Annotated in this window: 15 protein-coding genes; 6 read left to right on the forward strand and 9 right to left on the reverse strand. The window is 52.7% G+C overall.

What is annotated here, in order from left to right; genetic code table 11:
• Positions 1-68: 68 nt before the first annotated feature.
• A complete protein-coding gene (locus BLW29_RS32005) occupies positions 69-4,517 on the reverse strand; it encodes a S8 family serine peptidase (RefSeq protein WP_177186555.1) in 4,449 nt (1,482 codons plus the stop codon).
• A gap of 154 nt (positions 4,518-4,671) precedes the next feature.
• Here BLW29_RS32005 and BLW29_RS09260 point away from each other — a divergent pair, with 154 nt between their 5' ends.
• Entirely contained in the window at positions 4,672-5,514 is an 843-nt protein-coding gene (locus BLW29_RS09260) for a helix-turn-helix transcriptional regulator (RefSeq protein ID WP_256208509.1), read from the forward strand.
• 54 nt (positions 5,515-5,568) lie between these two features.
• Here the strand turns inward: BLW29_RS09260 and BLW29_RS09265 are convergent, their stop codons facing one another.
• Positions 5,569-6,429: a phytanoyl-CoA dioxygenase family protein gene (locus tag BLW29_RS09265; protein ID WP_090978544.1), complete on the reverse strand. Its 861-nt coding sequence runs from the start codon at positions 6,427-6,429 to the stop codon at positions 5,569-5,571.
• Between the two features lie 143 nt (positions 6,430-6,572).
• On the opposite strand from BLW29_RS09265, the gene BLW29_RS09270 reads away from it, so the two are divergent.
• On the forward strand, positions 6,573-7,349 hold the full coding sequence (locus BLW29_RS09270) for a helix-turn-helix transcriptional regulator (RefSeq protein WP_090978546.1): 777 nt from the start codon (positions 6,573-6,575) through the stop codon (positions 7,347-7,349).
• Positions 7,350-7,429: 80 nt separating this feature from the next.
• On the opposite strand, the gene BLW29_RS09275 is transcribed toward BLW29_RS09270, so the two are convergent.
• Positions 7,430-8,230, reverse strand: a complete 801-nt coding sequence (locus BLW29_RS09275; protein WP_177186556.1) for a phytanoyl-CoA dioxygenase family protein — start codon at positions 8,228-8,230, stop codon at positions 7,430-7,432.
• Entirely contained in the window at positions 8,223-8,513 is a 291-nt protein-coding gene (locus tag BLW29_RS31380) for a hypothetical protein (RefSeq protein ID WP_177186557.1), read from the reverse strand. Before BLW29_RS31380 ends, BLW29_RS09275 begins: the two co-directional genes overlap by 8 nt.
• 183 nt (positions 8,514-8,696) lie before the next feature.
• Between BLW29_RS31380 and BLW29_RS09280 the strand changes: the two genes are divergently transcribed.
• Positions 8,697-9,194 carry a glutathione peroxidase gene (locus tag BLW29_RS09280; protein WP_090978550.1) on the forward strand — a complete coding sequence of 166 codons (498 nt, stop codon included), beginning with the start codon at positions 8,697-8,699 and terminating at the stop codon, positions 9,192-9,194.
• A 336-nt stretch (positions 9,195-9,530) separates the two neighbouring features.
• Here the strand turns inward: BLW29_RS09280 and fdhD are convergent, their stop codons facing one another.
• From fdhD to BLW29_RS09295, 3 genes are all read right to left on the reverse strand, one after another.
• A complete protein-coding gene (gene fdhD, locus BLW29_RS09285; protein WP_090978552.1) occupies positions 9,531-10,319 on the reverse strand; it encodes a formate dehydrogenase accessory sulfurtransferase FdhD in 789 nt (262 codons plus the stop codon).
• Positions 10,320-10,361: 42 nt separating this feature from the next.
• Entirely contained in the window at positions 10,362-12,722 is a 2,361-nt protein-coding gene (locus BLW29_RS09290) for an FdhF/YdeP family oxidoreductase (protein ID WP_090978554.1), read from the reverse strand.
• Positions 12,723-12,842: 120 nt separating this feature from the next.
• Entirely contained in the window at positions 12,843-13,208 is a 366-nt protein-coding gene (locus tag BLW29_RS09295) for a Na-translocating system protein MpsC family protein (protein ID WP_090978556.1), read from the reverse strand.
• A gap of 206 nt (positions 13,209-13,414) precedes the next feature.
• Between BLW29_RS09295 and BLW29_RS09300 the strand changes: the two genes are divergently transcribed.
• The gene (locus BLW29_RS09300) at positions 13,415-13,963 is read left to right on the forward strand and encodes a PadR family transcriptional regulator (protein ID WP_090978558.1); all 549 of its coding nucleotides are present in this window, start codon (positions 13,415-13,417) and stop codon (positions 13,961-13,963) included.
• A 955-nt stretch (positions 13,964-14,918) separates the two neighbouring features.
• Here BLW29_RS09300 and BLW29_RS09310 read toward each other — a convergent pair.
• A complete protein-coding gene (locus BLW29_RS09310) occupies positions 14,919-16,007 on the reverse strand; it encodes a M24 family metallopeptidase (RefSeq protein WP_090978562.1) in 1,089 nt (362 codons plus the stop codon).
• 68 nt (positions 16,008-16,075) lie between these two features.
• Positions 16,076-16,627 carry a helix-turn-helix domain-containing protein gene (locus tag BLW29_RS09315; protein WP_090978564.1) on the reverse strand — a complete coding sequence of 184 codons (552 nt, stop codon included), beginning with the start codon at positions 16,625-16,627 and terminating at the stop codon, positions 16,076-16,078.
• A 169-nt stretch (positions 16,628-16,796) separates the two neighbouring features.
• Between BLW29_RS09315 and BLW29_RS09320 the strand changes: the two genes are divergently transcribed.
• Together BLW29_RS09320 and BLW29_RS09325 are read left to right on the forward strand one after the other, a co-directional pair.
• A complete protein-coding gene (locus BLW29_RS09320) occupies positions 16,797-17,984 on the forward strand; it encodes a glycine C-acetyltransferase (protein ID WP_090978566.1) in 1,188 nt (395 codons plus the stop codon).
• 36 nt (positions 17,985-18,020) lie between these two features.
• Positions 18,021-19,013: an NAD-dependent epimerase/dehydratase family protein gene (locus BLW29_RS09325; protein WP_090978568.1), complete on the forward strand. Its 993-nt coding sequence runs from the start codon at positions 18,021-18,023 to the stop codon at positions 19,011-19,013.
• Positions 19,014-19,062: the final 49 nt, after the last annotated feature.

Consider the following 19,062-nt stretch of genomic DNA (forward strand, 5'->3'; position numbering starts at 1 on the left):
CGAAAAAAAACCGTAACCCCCGCGCTGATCAACATCCCAGCGGTGGTTACGGCTCCTTCATCATTCCATTAATTAATCAGCTTTGCCTCACGCAGCAGGCTGTAAATTACACTTGCCGCAGTTTCGCGAGTGACGGATACAGTTGGCTGGAAGTTAGCCACGCCATTCACATTAATGCCCTTCATCAGACCGTTGTTCGTCACGAGGTCAATGCTATCCGATGCATACGCAGCGATATCGGCTTTATCGTGATACGCAACATGCGGTGGAAGTGTCGGCGCTGCTACTTGAAGCAGCTTCAACGCGCGAGCTAGGATGACAGACAAATCCTGTCTGCTTATAGGAGCGTTCGGCTGGAACAGTCCTTGGCTGTCGCCCTTGACCAATCCAGCTTCAACAGCCGCGGCTACTCCGCCCGCATACCAAGCATCCTGAGACACATCGGCAAAAGCAGCTTTCGCGTCAGACGATTGCAGGCCAAGCGCCCGAGCGAGCATAACGGCAAATTCGGCTCGCGTTACTTGCTGCTTCGGCGCAAAGGTTGTAGGTGTCGTGCCATTGAGCAGGAACGTATCCGCGAGTGCTTGAATGGCCGATTGGGCCCATGAGAACTTAATATCCGCAAATGCGGTGTTCCGGTAGGCAGCCGCGTAAGTGGATAGACCAGGGCGGCTCACTACAACTGTAACAGTGCCGTCGGTATGCTTCTCAGAGGCGGCCGGAGCAGGGAAGAAGCTGCCATTCTCTTCGAATAATACGCCTAGTCGATTGACGGAATTGCTGCCAGTCACGGTAAAGCTGCGTTTAATCGTCGTCGTGATCGGTACCGAGAGTGGTGTCGCTCCTTTATTTGTTACGATATCCACTTCGAAGGAAATCGGCGTTCCTACCACAACGGCGCCAGAATTCTCTGCCTTGAAGGCATCTGCAGCAGTTCCGTCCGCTGCGATTGTCACGCGAACGGAAGCATCTGCTGAGAGATTCGAGAACAGGGATACCGGAAGCGAAATCGACGATGACCCTGTCGTCAAAATAACGGTGCTGCCCGCAGGTGCGCCAGCCAGCAGCTTCAATTGTGCAGGTGTTAACTCCAGCACCGCCTGCTGCTTCTCATCGACGTTCACTTTTAGAACGAGTGCGGCAGGAGCAGGGGAGGCTTCTTGCAACGCTTTTTTCAGCCCATCATCCGTAATGGTTACTTTCACCGTTGTTCCTGTCTGCGAGGAAGAAGCATTAAGGAAGGAGGCATGTTGTCCTTGCTCCAGTAATTTCGTGATCGATGGGCTATCATTTGGAATCGTTGGGGTGCTAGGAATGAACCCGCCGCCACTTCCGTAATAGGGTCTGTCAAGCTCAATGGATACAGTCTTACTGGTGTTAACTTCAGGCATGATCTCGGAAGCAATCGTGACGGTAAGATCCACTGTCTTCAGCGAGTCAGGCAGTGCCTTAAGAACGCCAGCATCGTCAATGAGTGTAGTGTCACTGCTCTTCGTAACCTGGTAGGTAACGCCTTCCGTTACCGGGAAAGTCAGAACAGCTTGATTCAAGACAGTCTTGTTGGAGGCAGTAGCCGCAAAATTGCCCTCAGCTGCTTGAACGAGAGCTCCGTAGGCGTGAACCGCGAAGGTCGTGACCGTGGAGTAGGCATAACCTATATTGTTCTCGTCCACGAGCGGTTTTCCATCTTTGCCCAGCACCGGCGCAGCAATTTCTAAACGATAAGTACCGTCGGCAAGCTGACCGAAGACCGGTTCGTCTTGATCATCGAACTTGATATTGCCTTTTTCATCGACGGCCAAATAGGTTGTAGTCAAATCCGTAACCTCATAGAGGTCGGGTTCAAGGGGAACCAAATTACCTGCTTCGTCGGCATTAGTGTACAGCATGAGGTAGCCGATGAATTGCTCGTCCAAATTGTACACGCGGACATCGATTCCGTAAGCATCAGGCGCACGCAAGTCAAAGCTAAGCTTCATCGTTTCAGGTACACCGTTAATTCCCTCGAAGGGAGGGGAGATGACTTTAGGCGAAAGCTCGACATCTTGTACGCCATACCCATTATCCGGTGTTTGCTCGCCTACATGTACCACAAAAGGAAGATGCATGGTAGGCAGTCCAGCGCTTTCAAGCACTACTTCGCCTTCATAAATCCCTTCCGCAGCATCCGCATGAGGTGCGAGGGTGAGCGCAAAAGGCGTCGCAGAATTAGCAGACGCAGTTACCACTTCGTCTGTCAATCCTGTTAGTTGAACATCAATAGCGCTTGGGTCAGGCGTATCGAGATACGAGTCCACTTCATGCATCTTAATCGAAGCATGGTAAGTCACTTCTGCATTTGAGGTGTTCTTCAACTGCAATTGTTCAGTCGCAGCTTCATCCCCGGCCTGCATCAAACCGAAGCTTGCAGAGTCCCCGTAGTTTGTCACTTGGACAGGCTGCAGGTTCTTGTCATAGATCGTCAGCTCGTCAATGGTCTGCAGCAAAGCAGGCGTTTCGATCGCTTTTGCGACATTAACGCGGCCCGCGCCTTGCGTGTACACGTCATATTGCGCGCCATCCTGATCGTAGAGCGTATCTGCCGTATTAGCCAGTGCAGAGCGCACATCGAAAGGAGTCCAATCCGGATGCTTCTGCAGAAGCAGCAGCGCGAGGCCCGCTACATGCGGGGTCGCCATACTAGTTCCGGAGATTCGGTTGTAAGCTTCCTCATAGGAAGCATCCGGGTCATACTTGGCATATTCCGGCCATGTAGACATAATGCTGTTGCCTGGTGCGGCAAAGTCCGGTTTAATACCGTACATGCCGTCTGAATTCGGACCTCTGGAGCTGAAGGACACCATGTGGTCACCGCTTGCCATAGCACTTTCAAATCCGCTGAAGGTCAGCGTAAGCTGCGTAGCGCCGTTATCGGCTAGAATGGCACGGGCAAGTGCGCGGCCCTCCGCCCCGGACATATCGTAGGTCGGGATGAAGTCGAAGCTGTCTCCAAGGAAGCCATCTTCACCAATATATCCGTCACGATCCGTAATAGATTCCGAGAGATCCGCCACAGTGTCGTCATCTTCTGTGGCAATGCCATTAAATATAACGGCTGCTTTAGCACCATGACTCTTGGCAATCGCGATTTTGTCCACGAATGCAAGTGTGCCTCGGGAAATCACAACTACTTTGCCGGTGACATCCTTGCCAGAATAATCTCCATCAGCACCAAGGCCGACATAAACCGCATCTAGCGGTCCAGCGCCAAGGGTCACGTCGAAGTTCTCTTCGGCTGTCCGCCAGCTCATGGCATGCAGTTCATAGGATGTGCTGCTCAGCGAGCTTACAGCGTCTGCCGCAAAACGGCTTCCCGGGCTGTCCGCCGCACCGACAGAGATGCCCAGCTGTGAGGAGGCAGGCGTACCCATGGTGTAATAGCCGTAATCACCGGCGTTGCCGTTTGCGATAACGACTACGATGCCAGCGAGGACAGCGTTGTTAACCGCAATGGCATCCGGTGAATTCGGATCCAAGTCGCCATCGGCCCCCAAAGACATGTTAATAACGTCCATACCATCCTTAACAGCATGTTCGATGCCGTCAATAACGGTTGCTGTTGAACCAGTGGCATTGCCGCTGGCATCAGCCGATAATACTTTATAGACATACAGATCTGATTCGTACGCAATCCCCTTCTGCACAACACTTGAGGTTGTATTGGCCGCTCTACCGACTATCGTGCCGGATACATGCGTTCCATGCTCCGATGCTACTAAACCATTATCTTCGTAATCCTCATAAGGATCATCGTCCCCATTGGCGGAGTCATAACCGCCTTTATAGGCTCCGGCTAAATCCGGATGTAAATAATCTACACCGGTGTCGATAACACCGACTTTAAGTCCTTTACCGGTTAGTTCCTTCGCCCATGCTGCATCAGCACCGATCTGATGGATCGGGTTGATGTCATAAGGCGTTGCTTCTTCAGCTGCCTCCGGCTCCATCACCGGAATGCTTGTATACGTACGATTCTCGAAAACGGACAGTACGCCAGGCAGCTTGGCCAGCTGTGGAATTTGATTAGCAGGCACGGATACTTCCATTCCGTTCAATACCGTAGTAAAGCGGTAGTTTACCTTAAGGTTGATGCCTTTGCTAAGCGCAGTACTGATAAAACCGGATTGCTCAGCGCGAAGCGAGCTTTCTGACGATTCGGCGGCCAGTGAGTTGTTGCCTGACTTTGCAGCGAATTGACCTGCTGCAGTAGGTTGACTGCTAAGCTGAACGATGACGCGAGTGACTGCAGATGAATTGGTTTGTAATTTAGGAGAAATGAATGCAGGTTTGAGGGCAGTTGACTTAGGTGAGAGGGTTGCGGGCAGGATGCTTGACTGGCTGTTGAAGTGAATGAGATTGGGGTTAATTGTTGTGGCTGATAACGATTGTGCAGATGCAACTTGTTGTAAGAGTAGAGTGGCGAGAAGTGTTGAGCATAAGCTGACTGAAGTCGTTTTGATCAGTCTCTTGAATGACAAATAGCGTCTCTCCTTCATAATCTCGTATACAAAATGTATCGTATCAAGATTCTAGCACGACTCTATCAGGATGCCTATTCAAATTTTCCTAAATTGTAGTAGATTAGGAGAATAGGCAAAATACTCGTATGAACGGAAACGGGGTTTGTTGAGCGTGCAAAGAGAAGCGCTGGGGAGCTATATTTCGAACCTGCAAATGCATATATCAGAGGCGGCATTCTTCACCTGCACCTCAAGCTGGTACCATATGGACGTGTTATCGGACTTCAATCGACTCTATTATTTTTTGGGAGACGGGGGCCATGTTCGAATTGGCGATGAGGAGCTGTATCCGAATCGCGGACAGCTGGTCATTCTGCCAGCCGGAACGATGCTGTCGGTACGAACACTGGAGGATCGAATATTTAGCAAATTCTATTGCCACTTCAATGCAAAAGCCGGAGATCAGGAGCTCTTTCAACTGCTGGATGCACCAAGCTGCGTCGATGTTCCGGATCAGGCAGCGACATCGGAACGTTTCGGCGAGCTCGTGCGCCATTACCACAACCGGGAGAATGGACTGACCTCGATGCTTCGGGCCAAGCTGTTGCTGCAGGAGACACTGTGCGAGTTTCTGGAGCAGGGTGGCGAAGTGCGCCTACGGCAATCCGAGGCTGGCGGTTCACTGGATAAAGTCAGTCAGGTGCTCGCTTATTTGGATCATCATTTGGCCGATGACGTGAGGCTGGATCAGCTGGCGGAGCTTGTCCATTTTCACCCGAACTATTTCATACGCGTGTTTAAGTCGGTAACCGGCTGCTCTCCGATTCAGTACCTGAACCAGCGGCGGATGGAGAAAGCGAAGCAGTGGATGCAGTCCACGGACATGTCCGTCTCCGAAGCGGCGGAGCGGATTGGCAGCTCGTTATATCAATTCTCCAAAATGTTCAAGCAGCACACCGGCGTCAGCTCGAGCGATTACCGCAAAGTGATGCGTGAGCAGTCGCAGCAGCTGTAACCAAGCAAAAAGCCCTCTACGATCGCCGAACCAGCGACGGTGGAGGGCTTTCGTTTAATAATCGGTTACTTCGCTGCCCACCTGATTCCAAGCAGTTCCGAACGGTCGATACGTTCCGGACTTCGAGAGCGGCTGATGGCGCTTCGGCAAACGATAAGTCGCAGGCTCGCACCGTACCAACTCCTTGCGCTCGCCGCATACCATGAGACCCGTGTCGTTGAACAAGTTATCCGCCAGCTGATAGGCATCATCGGCCCGGTATGAAATCACGATGCCTCTGCGTTCCTTACCGGATAGATTGACAGGCGAACCGTGCAGCGTCAAACAATGATGAATGCTGATGCCTCCCGCCTTCGGCGTAATTTGCACGGTCTGCTCCGCCGATGCATGCTCCCAATACTGCGGCTCCTGGCAGCCGGCGACAAAATAACCATCCATCGAATGATCGAGCAGCCCGAGCCTATGGCTTCCTTTGACCATTTGCATGCATCCGTTCTCCGGCGTCGCATCGTCCAGCATGATCATAACCGACAGCAGATCCGTGTTGGTATGCGGGTAGAAAGCGAAATCCTGATGCCATGGAAATTCGCCGAGTCCCTTAGCAGGCGGCTTCGTAGCCAGCTTCGAATGCTGAATTTGAATGTCCGGGCCGAGCAGCGGGATGATTTTGGATACAATGGCAGGATGTCTTGCCAAATCCAGCAGCGCGGGATGCATCGTCGTTAAGCCGAGCAGATGAACCGTTTCTTGCTTATACATCGATTGCGAGCGGTTGGATACAACGGCATCACTTGCACAAATCGTCCGGTAGAGCTCGACCTCTTCCGCCGTAAGCGCATCGTCATACACTAGAAATCCATCCTCCCAATATTGCCGTACCTCATCTTCAGTAAGACCGTCACGCCATGCACTCATGCCCGCTGCACTCCTTCTCAATACTATTAAGTGGTTGTATAATGAGCTTCGAATACATTAAATGTAAACGGAATACGCGACCACAGCGATAATCAAACGGTTCTTTTCTAGCACGAAATGGTTATGAGGGAGGTGGGGCGAGCATGCAGTGTCAATTCGACTTTTTGTTCTATGCCACGCATAAGCAGGGTACTTACGTGGACTTGCATAAGCATAATTGCTACGAGCTCGTTTATTATGTAAGCGGCTCCGGTATGATGAATTTGAACGGCGAATGGTACCCGTATAGCGCCAACACGATTACGTTAACGAGACCGGATCATCTGCATGACGAACGGCATGATACGGAGACGGAAGTGATTTTTATCGGATTTACGTATGATGACTATCCGGTTCCGCTCGCCAATGGCATTTATATGGATGATGAGCATAAGACCCTATTAACGCTGCTGCTGCAGATGAAGCATGAAATGCTGGAGAAGAAGCCGCTGTTCAGCGTCAAACTGGATGTCCTCACGCAGCTTGTCATTATCGAATTAGAGCGCACTGGCAAAAGAGTTTCTGCATTGCCGGACAGCGAGAAGCTGCTGCATTCCAGGTTGTATATCGACGAGAACTACAGCCAGAAGCTGAATATGGCGCAATTGGCGCAAATCTCCGGATACAGCTACGATTATTTCCGGCATTTGTTCAAGCGCAGCACGGGGCTTTCGCCGGTGCAATATTTGATCCAGCGCCGTGTTAATCAAGCGAAGCTTGCGCTCGTCAATACCGACAAGAAGCTCGCTGCCATCGCGATGGATTGCGGGTTCTCGACAACGTCGCAGTTCAGCAAATTGTTCAGGGAGCTAACCGGTGAGCAGCCCGCCCTGTATCGGAAACGGACGAAAAGCCTTGTCGCGCAAGAATCGACTCCATGATAAAAGCCCTCTCTTTCGCCGATAAGCGAAAGTAGAGGGCTTCGTTTGTTTAAAGCTAGCTGGACGCTAACTGCCAGATGCTAGATGCCCATGCGAGTCAGCGCACCTTCGAAGGACACATCGACAGTGTCGTCGCCGGTTACATAACGCCATAATTTAGCCCGCTGCATATGATCGAGGCGGTCTTCGTTGCCCTGCCAGCGTTGGTAGCCCTGCTGGATAATACGGCCCACTTCCGGATCGCGGTAGCCTTCGAGATTGAACAGACCGCGCTGTTCTTGACCCGGACGCAAGCGGAGCTTGAAGACGTAGCGGGTCTTGTCCGTATAGTTAGGCTGCGCGCAATGCCAGATGCCGTGGTGAAGAATGGCGAGCGAACCGGCATTGCCTGCGAGCTGCCGTTGACCGGTAATATTTTTGTACCTTGCGAGACTGAAGGTGTTGATCTTGCGCAAATGGGAGCCCGGCAGAATGAGGGTCGGCCCCATCTCCGGCGGAGCGTCGTGGGAGAAGTAGAACAGCTGGATATCGAAGGCATGCGGGCGGACATCGATGATGGAATCCCCATGCCAATCCTGCGCGATCGGGTAGTTTGCAGGCACGATATGCTGAAAAGAATGGTCGTACACCGGCTCGAGTCCGACCAAACTTTGAATAATGCCTTGTACCTCTGGCAATTCGAACACGCTGCGGATATGCTCGGATTCGTTCCAGAACTTATGGCCTTGGCTGTGCTGAATTTGCTCTTGATAAACCAACTCATTCAGATGCTGGGGGATGAAGGCATCCAGGAGCAGGAATCCGTCCGTGACGAACTTCGCCATTTGCGCAGCAGTGAGCAGATGTTTCGGATCTGCCGGTGTCATGTTTAAGCTACTCATGTACGGGCACCTTCCTCTCAAGTACATATTCGTAAGGCAGATGGCCGGTATCATGCTCCTGGCCTGCGGGATAGTGCGGAAGCGTTGGGACTTGAATGACATTCCAGCCATCTCTCATGGCATGAAGAACGGATTTGTAAGGCGGTTCGTTGGAGTCTCCTGTATTCATAGGCAGTGCATCCTCGGGCGCTGCGCCGTCGTACAGGGACCAGGCGATCGTGGGGGATTTTAAATCCGGAGTAGTTAAATTCAGAAACAAGATCTGTTGTCTCATGGCAACCAAGTGTGACGCCTCCTTCAATGGGTTCGGGCTCTGATTTCATTGTATGGATTTGAAAGTTTGATGAGGATATGCAGAATTAAGAACGATTTGTGCAATATTAATAAGGATGGGAAAACATGCTTTTCAAACGCCGATAAATTGTTTACAATAATATTGTATAAAATATAAAAGAGGTGACGTGGCATGAACGTATACGACTTTAAGGTGCAAACGGTTAAGGGCGAGGAGAAATCATTGTCCGATTACCGCGGCCAAGTGCTGCTTATCGTAAATACAGCGACCAAATGCGGGCTGGCGCCTCAGTTCAAAGAGCTGCAGCGACTGCACGAAACGTATAAGGATTCGGGTCTGACGGTGCTGGGTTTCCCTTGTAATCAATTCCAGAATCAAGAGCCTGTGAAGAATGCCGACATGGAAGAAACCTGCCAAATTAATTTTGGCGTCACGTTCCCGCTGCTTGGCAAAATCGACGTGAACGGGCCGAACGCCGACCCGTTATATAAATATTTGAAGAAGGAAGCATCAGGGATGTTCGGCTCCGGGATCAAGTGGAATTTCACGAAGTTTCTGGTGGATGCGGAGGGGCGCGTCGTGAAGCGTTACTCGCCGACGACCAAACCGCTGAAGTTTGAGGCGAATATTAAGAAGCTGTTGGAGAAAGCGAAGGCTCCAGTACATTAGAGGGATTTGCGGAATACGGCTGATTAAAGATAGTTTAGCGAGGGAGCAGCTCGATGAAATGTTGCATGTTGTGCAACACTTCTTGGGGAAAACGGACCAACTAGAGTAGATGTTGCTGTTTATGCAACAATTTCTCCTCGAAAAGTCCTTTTGCAGCCTGTTCGCTTAGAAATGTTGCACATCATGCAACAAAAGGCAGTAATAGGCCAACCAGAGAGGTAAAATGTTGCCTATTCTGCAACTTTCCGTTTTGAGCTAAATAAAAGCTGCTTCAAAAAGCGTTGTCAGCGCTTTTGAGGCAGCTTTTGTTGTATAGGGGGAGTTGCCGCTTCTCTGTTACTCCACAATCCGATGACCGTGTGTATACACGTTCATTTCATGGCCGCGGATAAACCCGACGCATGTGATGCCCAGATCCTCGGCGAGCTTGAGCGCGAGGTCGGTCGGTGCTGACTTCGAGAGCAGGATGCCGACGCCGATCTTGGCCGCCTTTAGCACGACCTCGGAAGAGAGTCGACCGCTGAAGGCGATAATTTTATCGGTGATTGCAACACGCTGCTGGAGGGAGTAGCCGAACAGCTTATCGAGCGCATTATGGCGGCCGATGTCGGTCCGTACGGCAAGCAGCTCCGTAGCGGTGCACAGGGCTGCATTGTGCACGCCGCCGGTCAGCTTGAATTCTCCGGAGCTATTTTGCAGTAATCGAATAAGTGCGCTGCACTGGGCCGGCGATATGGTCATGCGGCTCATCGACGTACGTGCGGTACGGGCATCGTTGTGAAAATAAAACTGGCGGCTCTTCCCGCAGCAGGAGCCGATGAATCGTTTGGAAACCTCGTCTTTACTAGTCGAGTGTTTATTAAAGAGCTCGACGTAGACGAAACCGCGCTCCTCGTCGATACGAAGCGATTCGATCTCGGCCGCTTGTCTGATGACCCCTTCGGAGGCCAAGAAGCCGATGATCATTTCCTCCAGATCGGTCGGCGAACAGACGATGGTGGCGAATTCTTCGCCATCCAGCCGCACCGTCAGCGGATACTCCGTCGCGATGTCGTCCTCCTGCAGGGAGGCTGCGCCGCAGCTGTATTTGCGAATGCGCCACTTGGCTGTGATGCTTGGCAGCATGTATTGTTCCTCCCTATCGTAAGAGACTTCTTCGAGCCATTATTACTCCTCATCCGCGATTTCCTGATCCAACTCCGCGATGCGTTTCTCCACGTATCTCGTATCCTTCAGCGCATGATACGTTTCCGCTCGCTCCATCACGACTGCTGTATTGTACTCCGGTATCCCGGCATAAGGTTCATAGACTTTCTTCGGCAGCAGTGCATTGCACTCCGGCCAGTAAAGCTCCAGATTGCCGGAGGCGATGTCGGCGAACTTCGCTCGACCATGGAAGCTGCCGCTGCTGTTGTAGAGGACGACAGCCTCGCCTTCCGTAATGCCATGCTTCGCCGCATCGCTCTTGCTCAGCAGGACATCGTACCGATCAGCAGCATTGAACGGGTCTTTGTTGCTGTAGATCATGGAGTTGAACTGCTTGCCGCGGCGCGACGTGATATAGAAATGTCCTTCCGGCTTGCGCAGCTCCGGCAGTTCAACCGGGATGAGTCGTCCGCGACCATCCTTGGTCGGGCAGACGCCGTCCTCGCACAGCCACGCGCCGCCCCACTGGAACACGTCGCCCTTGTTCTTCAGATGCTGGACGCCGTCGTAATTCGGGGAAGCTTTGGCGATTTCGGCGCGCAGGGCATGCGCGTCCTTGAATTGCACGAGCGCGGCGCGCTCCGGATCTACGCGTGCCGCAAGATCGCAATAGATCTGCCACTCCGTGCGCGCTTCCTCGATGCGAGGACCGGCGATTTCCGGCGAGAAATACACCATCCGCTCCGTCGAGGTGGATGTACCGCCGCCAGGCTGCTCATAGCGTGTCATTGCCGGCAGGACGATGACAGCTTCCTCCGCATCAGCCAGCGTGGAGGTGTTGAGCACGATATCCTGATGGACACGGATCTGAATGGATTCCAAACAATCGCGGACAAAATCCGGCTCCGGCATCGTTTCCAGGAAGTTGCCGCCGGACGTATAGAACAGCTTCAGCTTCCGCTCATGATCCTCGGGAAGCAGTGCGTTCTCCAGCGTGACACCGACGATGTCGCCTTGCCACGTTGGCAGCTTAAAGCCCCATACATGCTCGACGCGAGGAATGTCGTCGCCCTTGAATTCGCCGCCAGGCAAGCTGAAGGGGTCGGCGCCCATTTCGCCGGAACCCTGTACGCCGCTATGCCCGCGAATCGGCATCAGACCGCAGTATTCGCGGCCCAGAAAACCGCGCAGCAGGGCAAGATTAGCCACCTGCGAAATGTTGTCCGTGCCGAAGCGGTGCTGCGTGAGTCCCATACTCCAGACGAATACGCCGGACTTCGAAGCAGCGAGCAGCTCCGCGAATTCTTCCATCCGCTGACGCGAGATACCGGAGGAACGCTCCAGCTGTGCCCAGTCTTGGCTCTTGACGTGCTGCCTCAGCTCCTCGTAGCCATTCACATGCTCATTGACGAATTTGCGGTCGATGGCTGAGCCTGGTTTCTCCATCTCCATGGCGAACCAATGCTTCATTACGCCGTGCATGAAGGCGATATCGCCGCCGATGTTCACTTGATAGAAATCATCGGCGAGCTTCGTGCCAAACAGCGCGGATTCCGCGATGGAAGGGACCCAGTACCCGTCCATGGCCGGCTCGCGATAAGGATTAATGACGATAATTTTCGTCCCTTTGCGTTTGGCCGCGTACATATATTTGGTCGATACCGGCTGATTGTTAGCGGCAACGCTGCCCCAGAAGACGAGCACATCGGTCCCGATCCAATCCTTATAATTGCAGCTCGATGCACCTATGCCGACGGAACGCTTAAGCGCCGTCTTGGAAGGGGAGTGGCAGATGCGCGAGGCATTGTCGATGTTATTCGTTCCGAGGAAGCGAGCGACCTTGGCTGCGGCGTAGTAGGATTCGTTCGTAATGCCGCGCGCCGTTAAATAGAACGCCAACTGCTTCGGATCGATTTGGCGGATTCGCTCCGCGATCATGTCGAGTGCGGCATCCCAGGACAAGCGGCTGAACTTGCGCTCGCCTTTACGCCTTATTAGCGGATAAGGCAGCCGGCCTAGCTTGCGCAGCTCGGTGCTGTCCATCTTACGCAGCTCGTCAATGTCGGCGTGCAGCACATTAGGCTTGATCGCCGGCATCGTGTTGAGCCGCAGCAGGTTGAGTCTGGTCGTGCAGACATGCGGTCCCGCGAGCGTCTGATCGTAGAGCCCGGAAACGCCTAGCGCGCAGCCATCGCACACGCCTTGTGTCAAGATTCTCATCGCATACGGGAGATTGTCCCGGTTATCGGCCATCACTTTAATCGTGTCGCGAATATGCTTCGGCTTTACTTTGCCGAGCCCGAAGGGGACTTTACTCACCCATAGCTTCGGATCGGGTTTGCCGGGGAGCTTGATTGGCCCGGTGTGTTTGGTTTTACCCATTAGTGGTGCCTCCTTAGAAATAAAAAAACCGCGCCGAGTCCGACATTTTCTTTTCCAAGAAAAATCGTCTCTTCGCGGTTAGTCTCTTGCAGGTTCGCTGCCAAGCGCCAACACGTATCGTTAACGGCTGCTGCCGAATTTGCGTTCAATGTCTTGATCGAACACAAATACGGACATGCCGAAATCCTTGTCAATATCGATATCTACATATAACTCCAGGTATCGTGCGCCGAGCAGCTGCTCCATCTCCGTTGGGGGATGGTTGCGGTAAATATCCTTTACCCACTGCGTTCGCGCTTCGCGCAGCATCTGTTTGCCGTCGCTCGCGGAGGCGATAAATTTCTCGACCGGCGATAGATTGCCTTCCATTTCGCAAATGGCCCAGTGCTTGCAGAAGGTCGTCGAGATGCGGCCGGGTCCTTTGCCCATATGCCGTTTGCGGTACGCTTTGACCAGATTGCTGAATTCCGCTTCCGTTTGATTCATAATTACTTACCCCTCTTTTACCCGCTTAATCGGTGGCAGGATCGCTGCTCCGTACCGAGCGGAACAAGGTGAAACGGCTGTTGCTTCTGCTATTATCTTAGCAAGAAAGCGTACTCATGGCAATGCTGATATGGCTTATCATGCGTTTCGGTGGCAGTTATGGTACTCTTTTCTCATATAGAGTGCACTAAGGGGGAAAAGGTTTCATGAATACATTGTCATACGGACTGCTCGGCATGCTGGCACGCAAGTCTTGCACGGGGTATGAGCTGACAAAGATGCTCAAATTGTTCTGGCAGGCCAAGCACAGCCAGATCTATCCGCTGCTCGCGATGCTGGAGCAGGAGAAGCTGGTAACCTGCGAATTGATCGGGCAGACGGGGAAGCCCGACAAGAAGCTGTACACCATCACCGAGGATGGCGCTGCGGTGCTGCGCTGCTGGATCGACGACGCACCGGCAGGAGAGAGCATCGAGCGCGATGAGTTTCTGCTCAAAGTGTATGCGATCGGTCTAGTGGAACCAGCCATCGCAAGCAGGTTGTTTCAAGAGCGGACAGCGGCGCTCATGGAACGATTGCAGCGAGTGGAGGCGGAACTCGAGATCATGGAGGCCGACCCCACAATTGTGAAGGACCCAACCTCCAAGCAATTCGGCCGTTACCTGCTGTACCGGCGCAAGGTGGGTTTATTGAGGGAAGAGCTGTCCTGGATCGAATGGGTAATTCCACTTATTAATGTGAATGCGGAAGTGTGAGTGGTGGAGGCTCGCGGTGGTGGTTTGCTAAAAGCGGATAAAGGCGGCGTGTCGGGGAAGGTGTAAGAGGATATGCCGCTTACAAGTGCCAATCGGAGGCGAAAAGGGAAGTGTAAGCGGCATATCCGCTAAAAGTGTGTCGAGAGTGCCGAATTTGTCAGGTAAAGGCTCGTAGCGGAAGGTGTAAGCGGATATTTCGCTTACAGGTGCCAATCGGAGGCGAAAAGGGAAGCATAAGCGGCATATCCGCTAAAGTGTGTCGAGAGTGCCGAAATAGCAGATATACAGGGTTCTCCCACCTGACTAATTTGTGCTTCATGGACTCTCGTCGCCAAAACCACCTCTAATAAAGACTGTGAGACGAGAAATCCGCCTCTTAATAACCAAACTAACTAATCCGAACCCACACTTGGGACTGAGCGTTCAAAAAACGGACTCTCAGCTCCAAAACAACCCCAATAAAAGGCTGAGAGTCGAGAAATCGAACTCTCAGCCTTTTAACTAACCAATTCGAACCTTCCCGAGAAGCTGAGAGTAGGAAAACCCGACTCTCAGCGCCAAAACACCCCGAAAAAAGGCCGAGAGTCGCGAAATCCGACTCTCAGCCTCCAAACTAACCAATCTAGACCTTCCCGAGAAGCTGAGAGTAGGAAAACGCGACTCTCAGCGCCAAAACCAGCCCGAAAAAAGGCCGAGAGTCGTGAAATCCGCCTCTCAGCCTCCAAACGAACCAATCTAGACCTTCCCGAGAAGCTGAGAGTAGGAAAACGCGACTCTCAGCGCCAAAACCACCTCGAAAAAAGGCTGAGAGTCGAAATATCCGACTCTCAGCCTCAAAACTAACCATTCCAGGCCTTCCCGAGAAGCTAAGAGTAGGAAAACGCGACTCTCAGCGCCAAAACCACCTCGAAAAAAGGCCGAGAGTCGCGAAACCCGCGTCTCAGCCCCAACCAGCCTAACCAATCACCGTAAGTTCCTTCGGGAACGTCGTCAATACCTCGACGCCTCCATCCGTGACGAGGACGTCGTCCTCGATTCGCACCCCGCCGATGCCCGGCACGTAGATGCCCGGCTCGATCGTGAAGACCATGCCGCTGCGCAGCACGTCCTGGTTCTGCCCATGCACGGATGGATACTCGTGCACGTCCATCCCAAGGCCATGGCCGAGCCGGTGCATAAAGTACGGCCCATATCCGGCCGACTCAATATGCTCGCGGGCCGCGCGGTCGAGACTCGCAAGCGTAGCACCGGGGCGCGTGGCTTCGATCCCGCGCAGGTTCGCCGCCAGCACCGTGTTGTAGATCTTCGTTTGCTCCGCCGAGATGTCGCCAACCGCGAACGTCCGCGTAATGTCCGATGCATACCCGTCGGCATAGACGCCAAGGTCGAACAACAGCAGCTCACCTTCGCGCACCACGCGCGAACCCGGCACGCCGTGCGGCAGAGCAGAATTCTCGCCGGCCAGCACCATCGTGGAGAAGGAAGGGCCGCTCGCACCGAGCTTCTTCATCTGGTATTCCAGCTCGGCCACGAGTTCGATTTCGCTGACGCCCGGTTTCACTTGCGAGATACCAGCGCGCAGCACGTCCTCGATAATGCGGACGGCATGCTTCATGCGCACCACTTCGTCCGGCGTCTTAATGACGCGCATGTCGCGGAGCGGCTCGTCGATATCCGCATAGACGCTCGCGCCGACGGCACGGCTGATCGCCTCGAAACGGCTGACCGTCATATAGTCCTTCTCCAGCCCAAGCGACTGAACGCCTGCGGGCATAAGCTTAGTTAACACCTCATACGGATTGTCGGTGTCCGTATGCGTATAAATGCTCTTCACAGACGATGCGGCCTGCGCGGCTTCCAGATCAAGAGCCGGCACGATCAACAGCGGCTCCGCCTGCCGAGGAATCAACAGACCGAGAAACCGCTCATGCGGATCGGTCGCAAAACCGGTCAAGTAATAGACATGCTTCGGCATGGTGATCAGTACGGCGTCAATGGCATGCTGCTCCATATAGGCAACCAGCTGCTCAATACGATGATTCATAACATTAATCGTCCTTTCTTCTTCAACTTCGTCTATCGCGACTCCGTCTACTTCGTCTTCATCGTCATTTAAGGATAGTAAATAATCGCATCATAACGCACGATGTCTTCACCGGGATTACGATACAAATGCGGCTGATCCGCCGCGTAGCGAACAGCGCTGCCTGCGCCTACTGTATAGGAAGTATTCTGAATTTCGATGATGAGCGTCCCTGTGGAAACAAGAATATATTCTTCCACGCCGGGGCTGTGCGCCTCGGATTCGTGCGTGCAGCCGGCATCCATTTCGACCGAATAGACCTCGAATTTCTTCGTCGGCTCGAACGGAAACATCGGATAGACGCGATAGTGGCCGTCTGCTTCGAGCAGTGGGTCCAAGTCTTCTTTTGTAATGACCGCAACCTCAGAGGGAGGCTCCTCAATTAACGTGGTAAAAGAAAGCCGAAGCCCATTGGCAATCTTCCAAATGATCGAGATGGTCGGGCTTGTCTCCCCGCGTTCAATCTGACCGAGCATCGCTTTGCTGACGCCTGTAAGCTCGGCAACCTTGTCTAGGCTGAGTCCCCTCGTTTGACGGATCATTTTCAAATTCCGCCCCAGTTTGATATGAATCTGTTCCATATAAAGCCTCCTGCTTCGCTCTCCTATTTAACCTATTGTAGCCCATGCGCGAATAAAAGTCGAAGACACGTCGTGCGTTATAACATACAAAACTATTGTGCGTGATAACATACATATGTATAATATAAGCAAATGGATGTCTAAACCAATTGAGATGGGGATGCCGACTATGTCTAGTTCATCATTGACCGCTTATCTGCAGCGTAATTTGGAAGAAATGAAGAAGAACGGGTTATTTAACGAGATTAACGTCCTGCAAGGCGGCAACGGTCCGCTTATTCATATTAACAACCGAGCACTGATCAATCTTTCCTCCAACAACTACTTAGGTTTGGCAGGCGATGAAAGACTCATTCAAGCGGCAGAGGCTGCCCTTCGCAAATACGGCGTAGGCGCCGGTGCCGTGCGTACGATCAACGGAACGATGGACATTCACGAAGAATTAGAGACGAAATTAGCGCGTTTCAAGCAAACCGAGGCCGCTATAGCGTACCAATCCGGTTTCAACTGTAATATGGCAGCGATTTCAGCGGTAATGGAGGCAGGGGATGCGATTCTCTCCGATGAGCTCAACCATGCTTCTATTATTGACGGCTGCCGGTTAACCAAAGCGAAGGTCATTCGCTTTAAGCATTCGGATATGGAAGACCTGGAGAAACAGGCGAAGGAAGCAAGAGAGTCCGGTCATTATAACAAAATCATGGTCATCACGGATGGCGTGTTCTCGATGGATGGCGACATTGCGAAGCTTCCGGAAATCGTGGAGATTGCGGAACGATACGACCTTATCACCTATGTCGATGACGCGCACGGCTCAGGGGTACTTGGCAAAGGGGCAGGCACGGTTAAACATTTCGGATTGTCGGATCGGGTTGATTTTCAGATCGGTACGTTGTCCAAAGCGATCGGTGTCGTTGGCGGATACGTGGCCGGCAAACGCGAGCTCATCGAATGGCTGAAAGTTAGAAGCCGTCCGTTCTTGTTCTCAACAGCAACACCGCCGGCAATTGCCGCTGCATGCAGCGCTGCACTGGATATCCTATCCGATAGCGCAGAATTACAGGAGAAGCTGTGGAGCAATGCCGCATATTTCCGCAATGGCTTGCAGCAGCTCGGCTTCGATACCGGACACACGGAAACGCCGATTATTCCATGCATTATTGGTGACGAAGTGAAGACGCAGCAGTTCAGCAAAGCGCTGTTCGAAGCCGGTGTATATGCCAAAGCGATCGTATTCCCGACTGTTGCCAAAGGCGCAGGGCGAGTCCGCAACATGCCGACGGCAGCGCATACGACCGAGATGCTCGATCAGGCACTTGCCATCTATGAGAATGTAAAGAAGCAGCTCGGCGTGTAGGGACAGCTCATCTTAGGATTCGGAGGCGAAACGGATATGAAGAAGATACTAGTAACCGGTTCATCGGGCCAAATCGGCAGTGAGCTTGTCGCCGCGCTGCGCGCCCGTTATGGAGTAGATCAAGTCATTGCGACCGATATTAAACCAAGCCATGCTCCTGCAGCGGCAGACGGACCTTTCGAGCTGCTCGATGTGAACAATCGGCAAGACTTCCTCGATATCGCGCGCAAATATAATGTAGATACCGTAATCCACCTCGCCGCACTTCTGTCAGCGACGGCCGAGGCAAACCCGCTGTTCGCCTGGGAGCTGAACATGGGTGGACTCTTGAATGCGCTTGAAGTAGCCAGAGAACTGAAATGTCAGTTCTTTACTCCAAGCTCAATCGGCGTGTTTGGACCGGATTCTCCGAAGGATCTCACGCCGCAACTGACCATACAGCGTCCCATCACCATGTATGGCATTAACAAAGTAGCGGGCGAGCTGCTGTGCGACTATTATTATCGCAAATTTGGCGTGGATACACGTGGTTTGCGGTTCCCCGGATTGATATCGTACCTCACGCCTCCTGGCGGCGGAACGACCGATTATGCAGTAGCGATGTTCTTCGAAGCCATTCGCAGCGGCGAATACAGCTCTTATATCGATAAGGGAACATTCATGGATATGATGTATATGCCTGATGCCATCGACGCCATCATCCAACTGATGGAGGCCGATTCCGCTAAGCTGATCCATCGTAACGCCTACAATGTTTCTGCGATGAGCATAGATCCGGAGCAGTTGGCTGCCGAAATCAGAAAGCTGCTGCCCTCGTTCAAGCTTACTTATCAGATTGATCCGATCAGAGAGGGAATCGCCCAGAGCTGGCCGAACTCCCTCGATACGTCTGCCGCCCGGAACGAGTGGGGCTTCAAGCCGCGCTACACGCTGGAGACGATGGCACAGGATATGCTGTTCCAAATTGCCGCCCGCAATCTCGAATCAAGTAGTGATTCACCCCTAAGCAGCATTATGAAAGTCTCCTAAACGTAAACGAGTGCAGCCACTAGCAAAAACGTTCCTTCGCCGTAAATGT

The organism is Paenibacillus sp. CF384 (genome assembly GCF_900106745.1).
GTDB lineage: Bacteria > Bacillota > Bacilli > Paenibacillales > Paenibacillaceae > Paenibacillus_Z.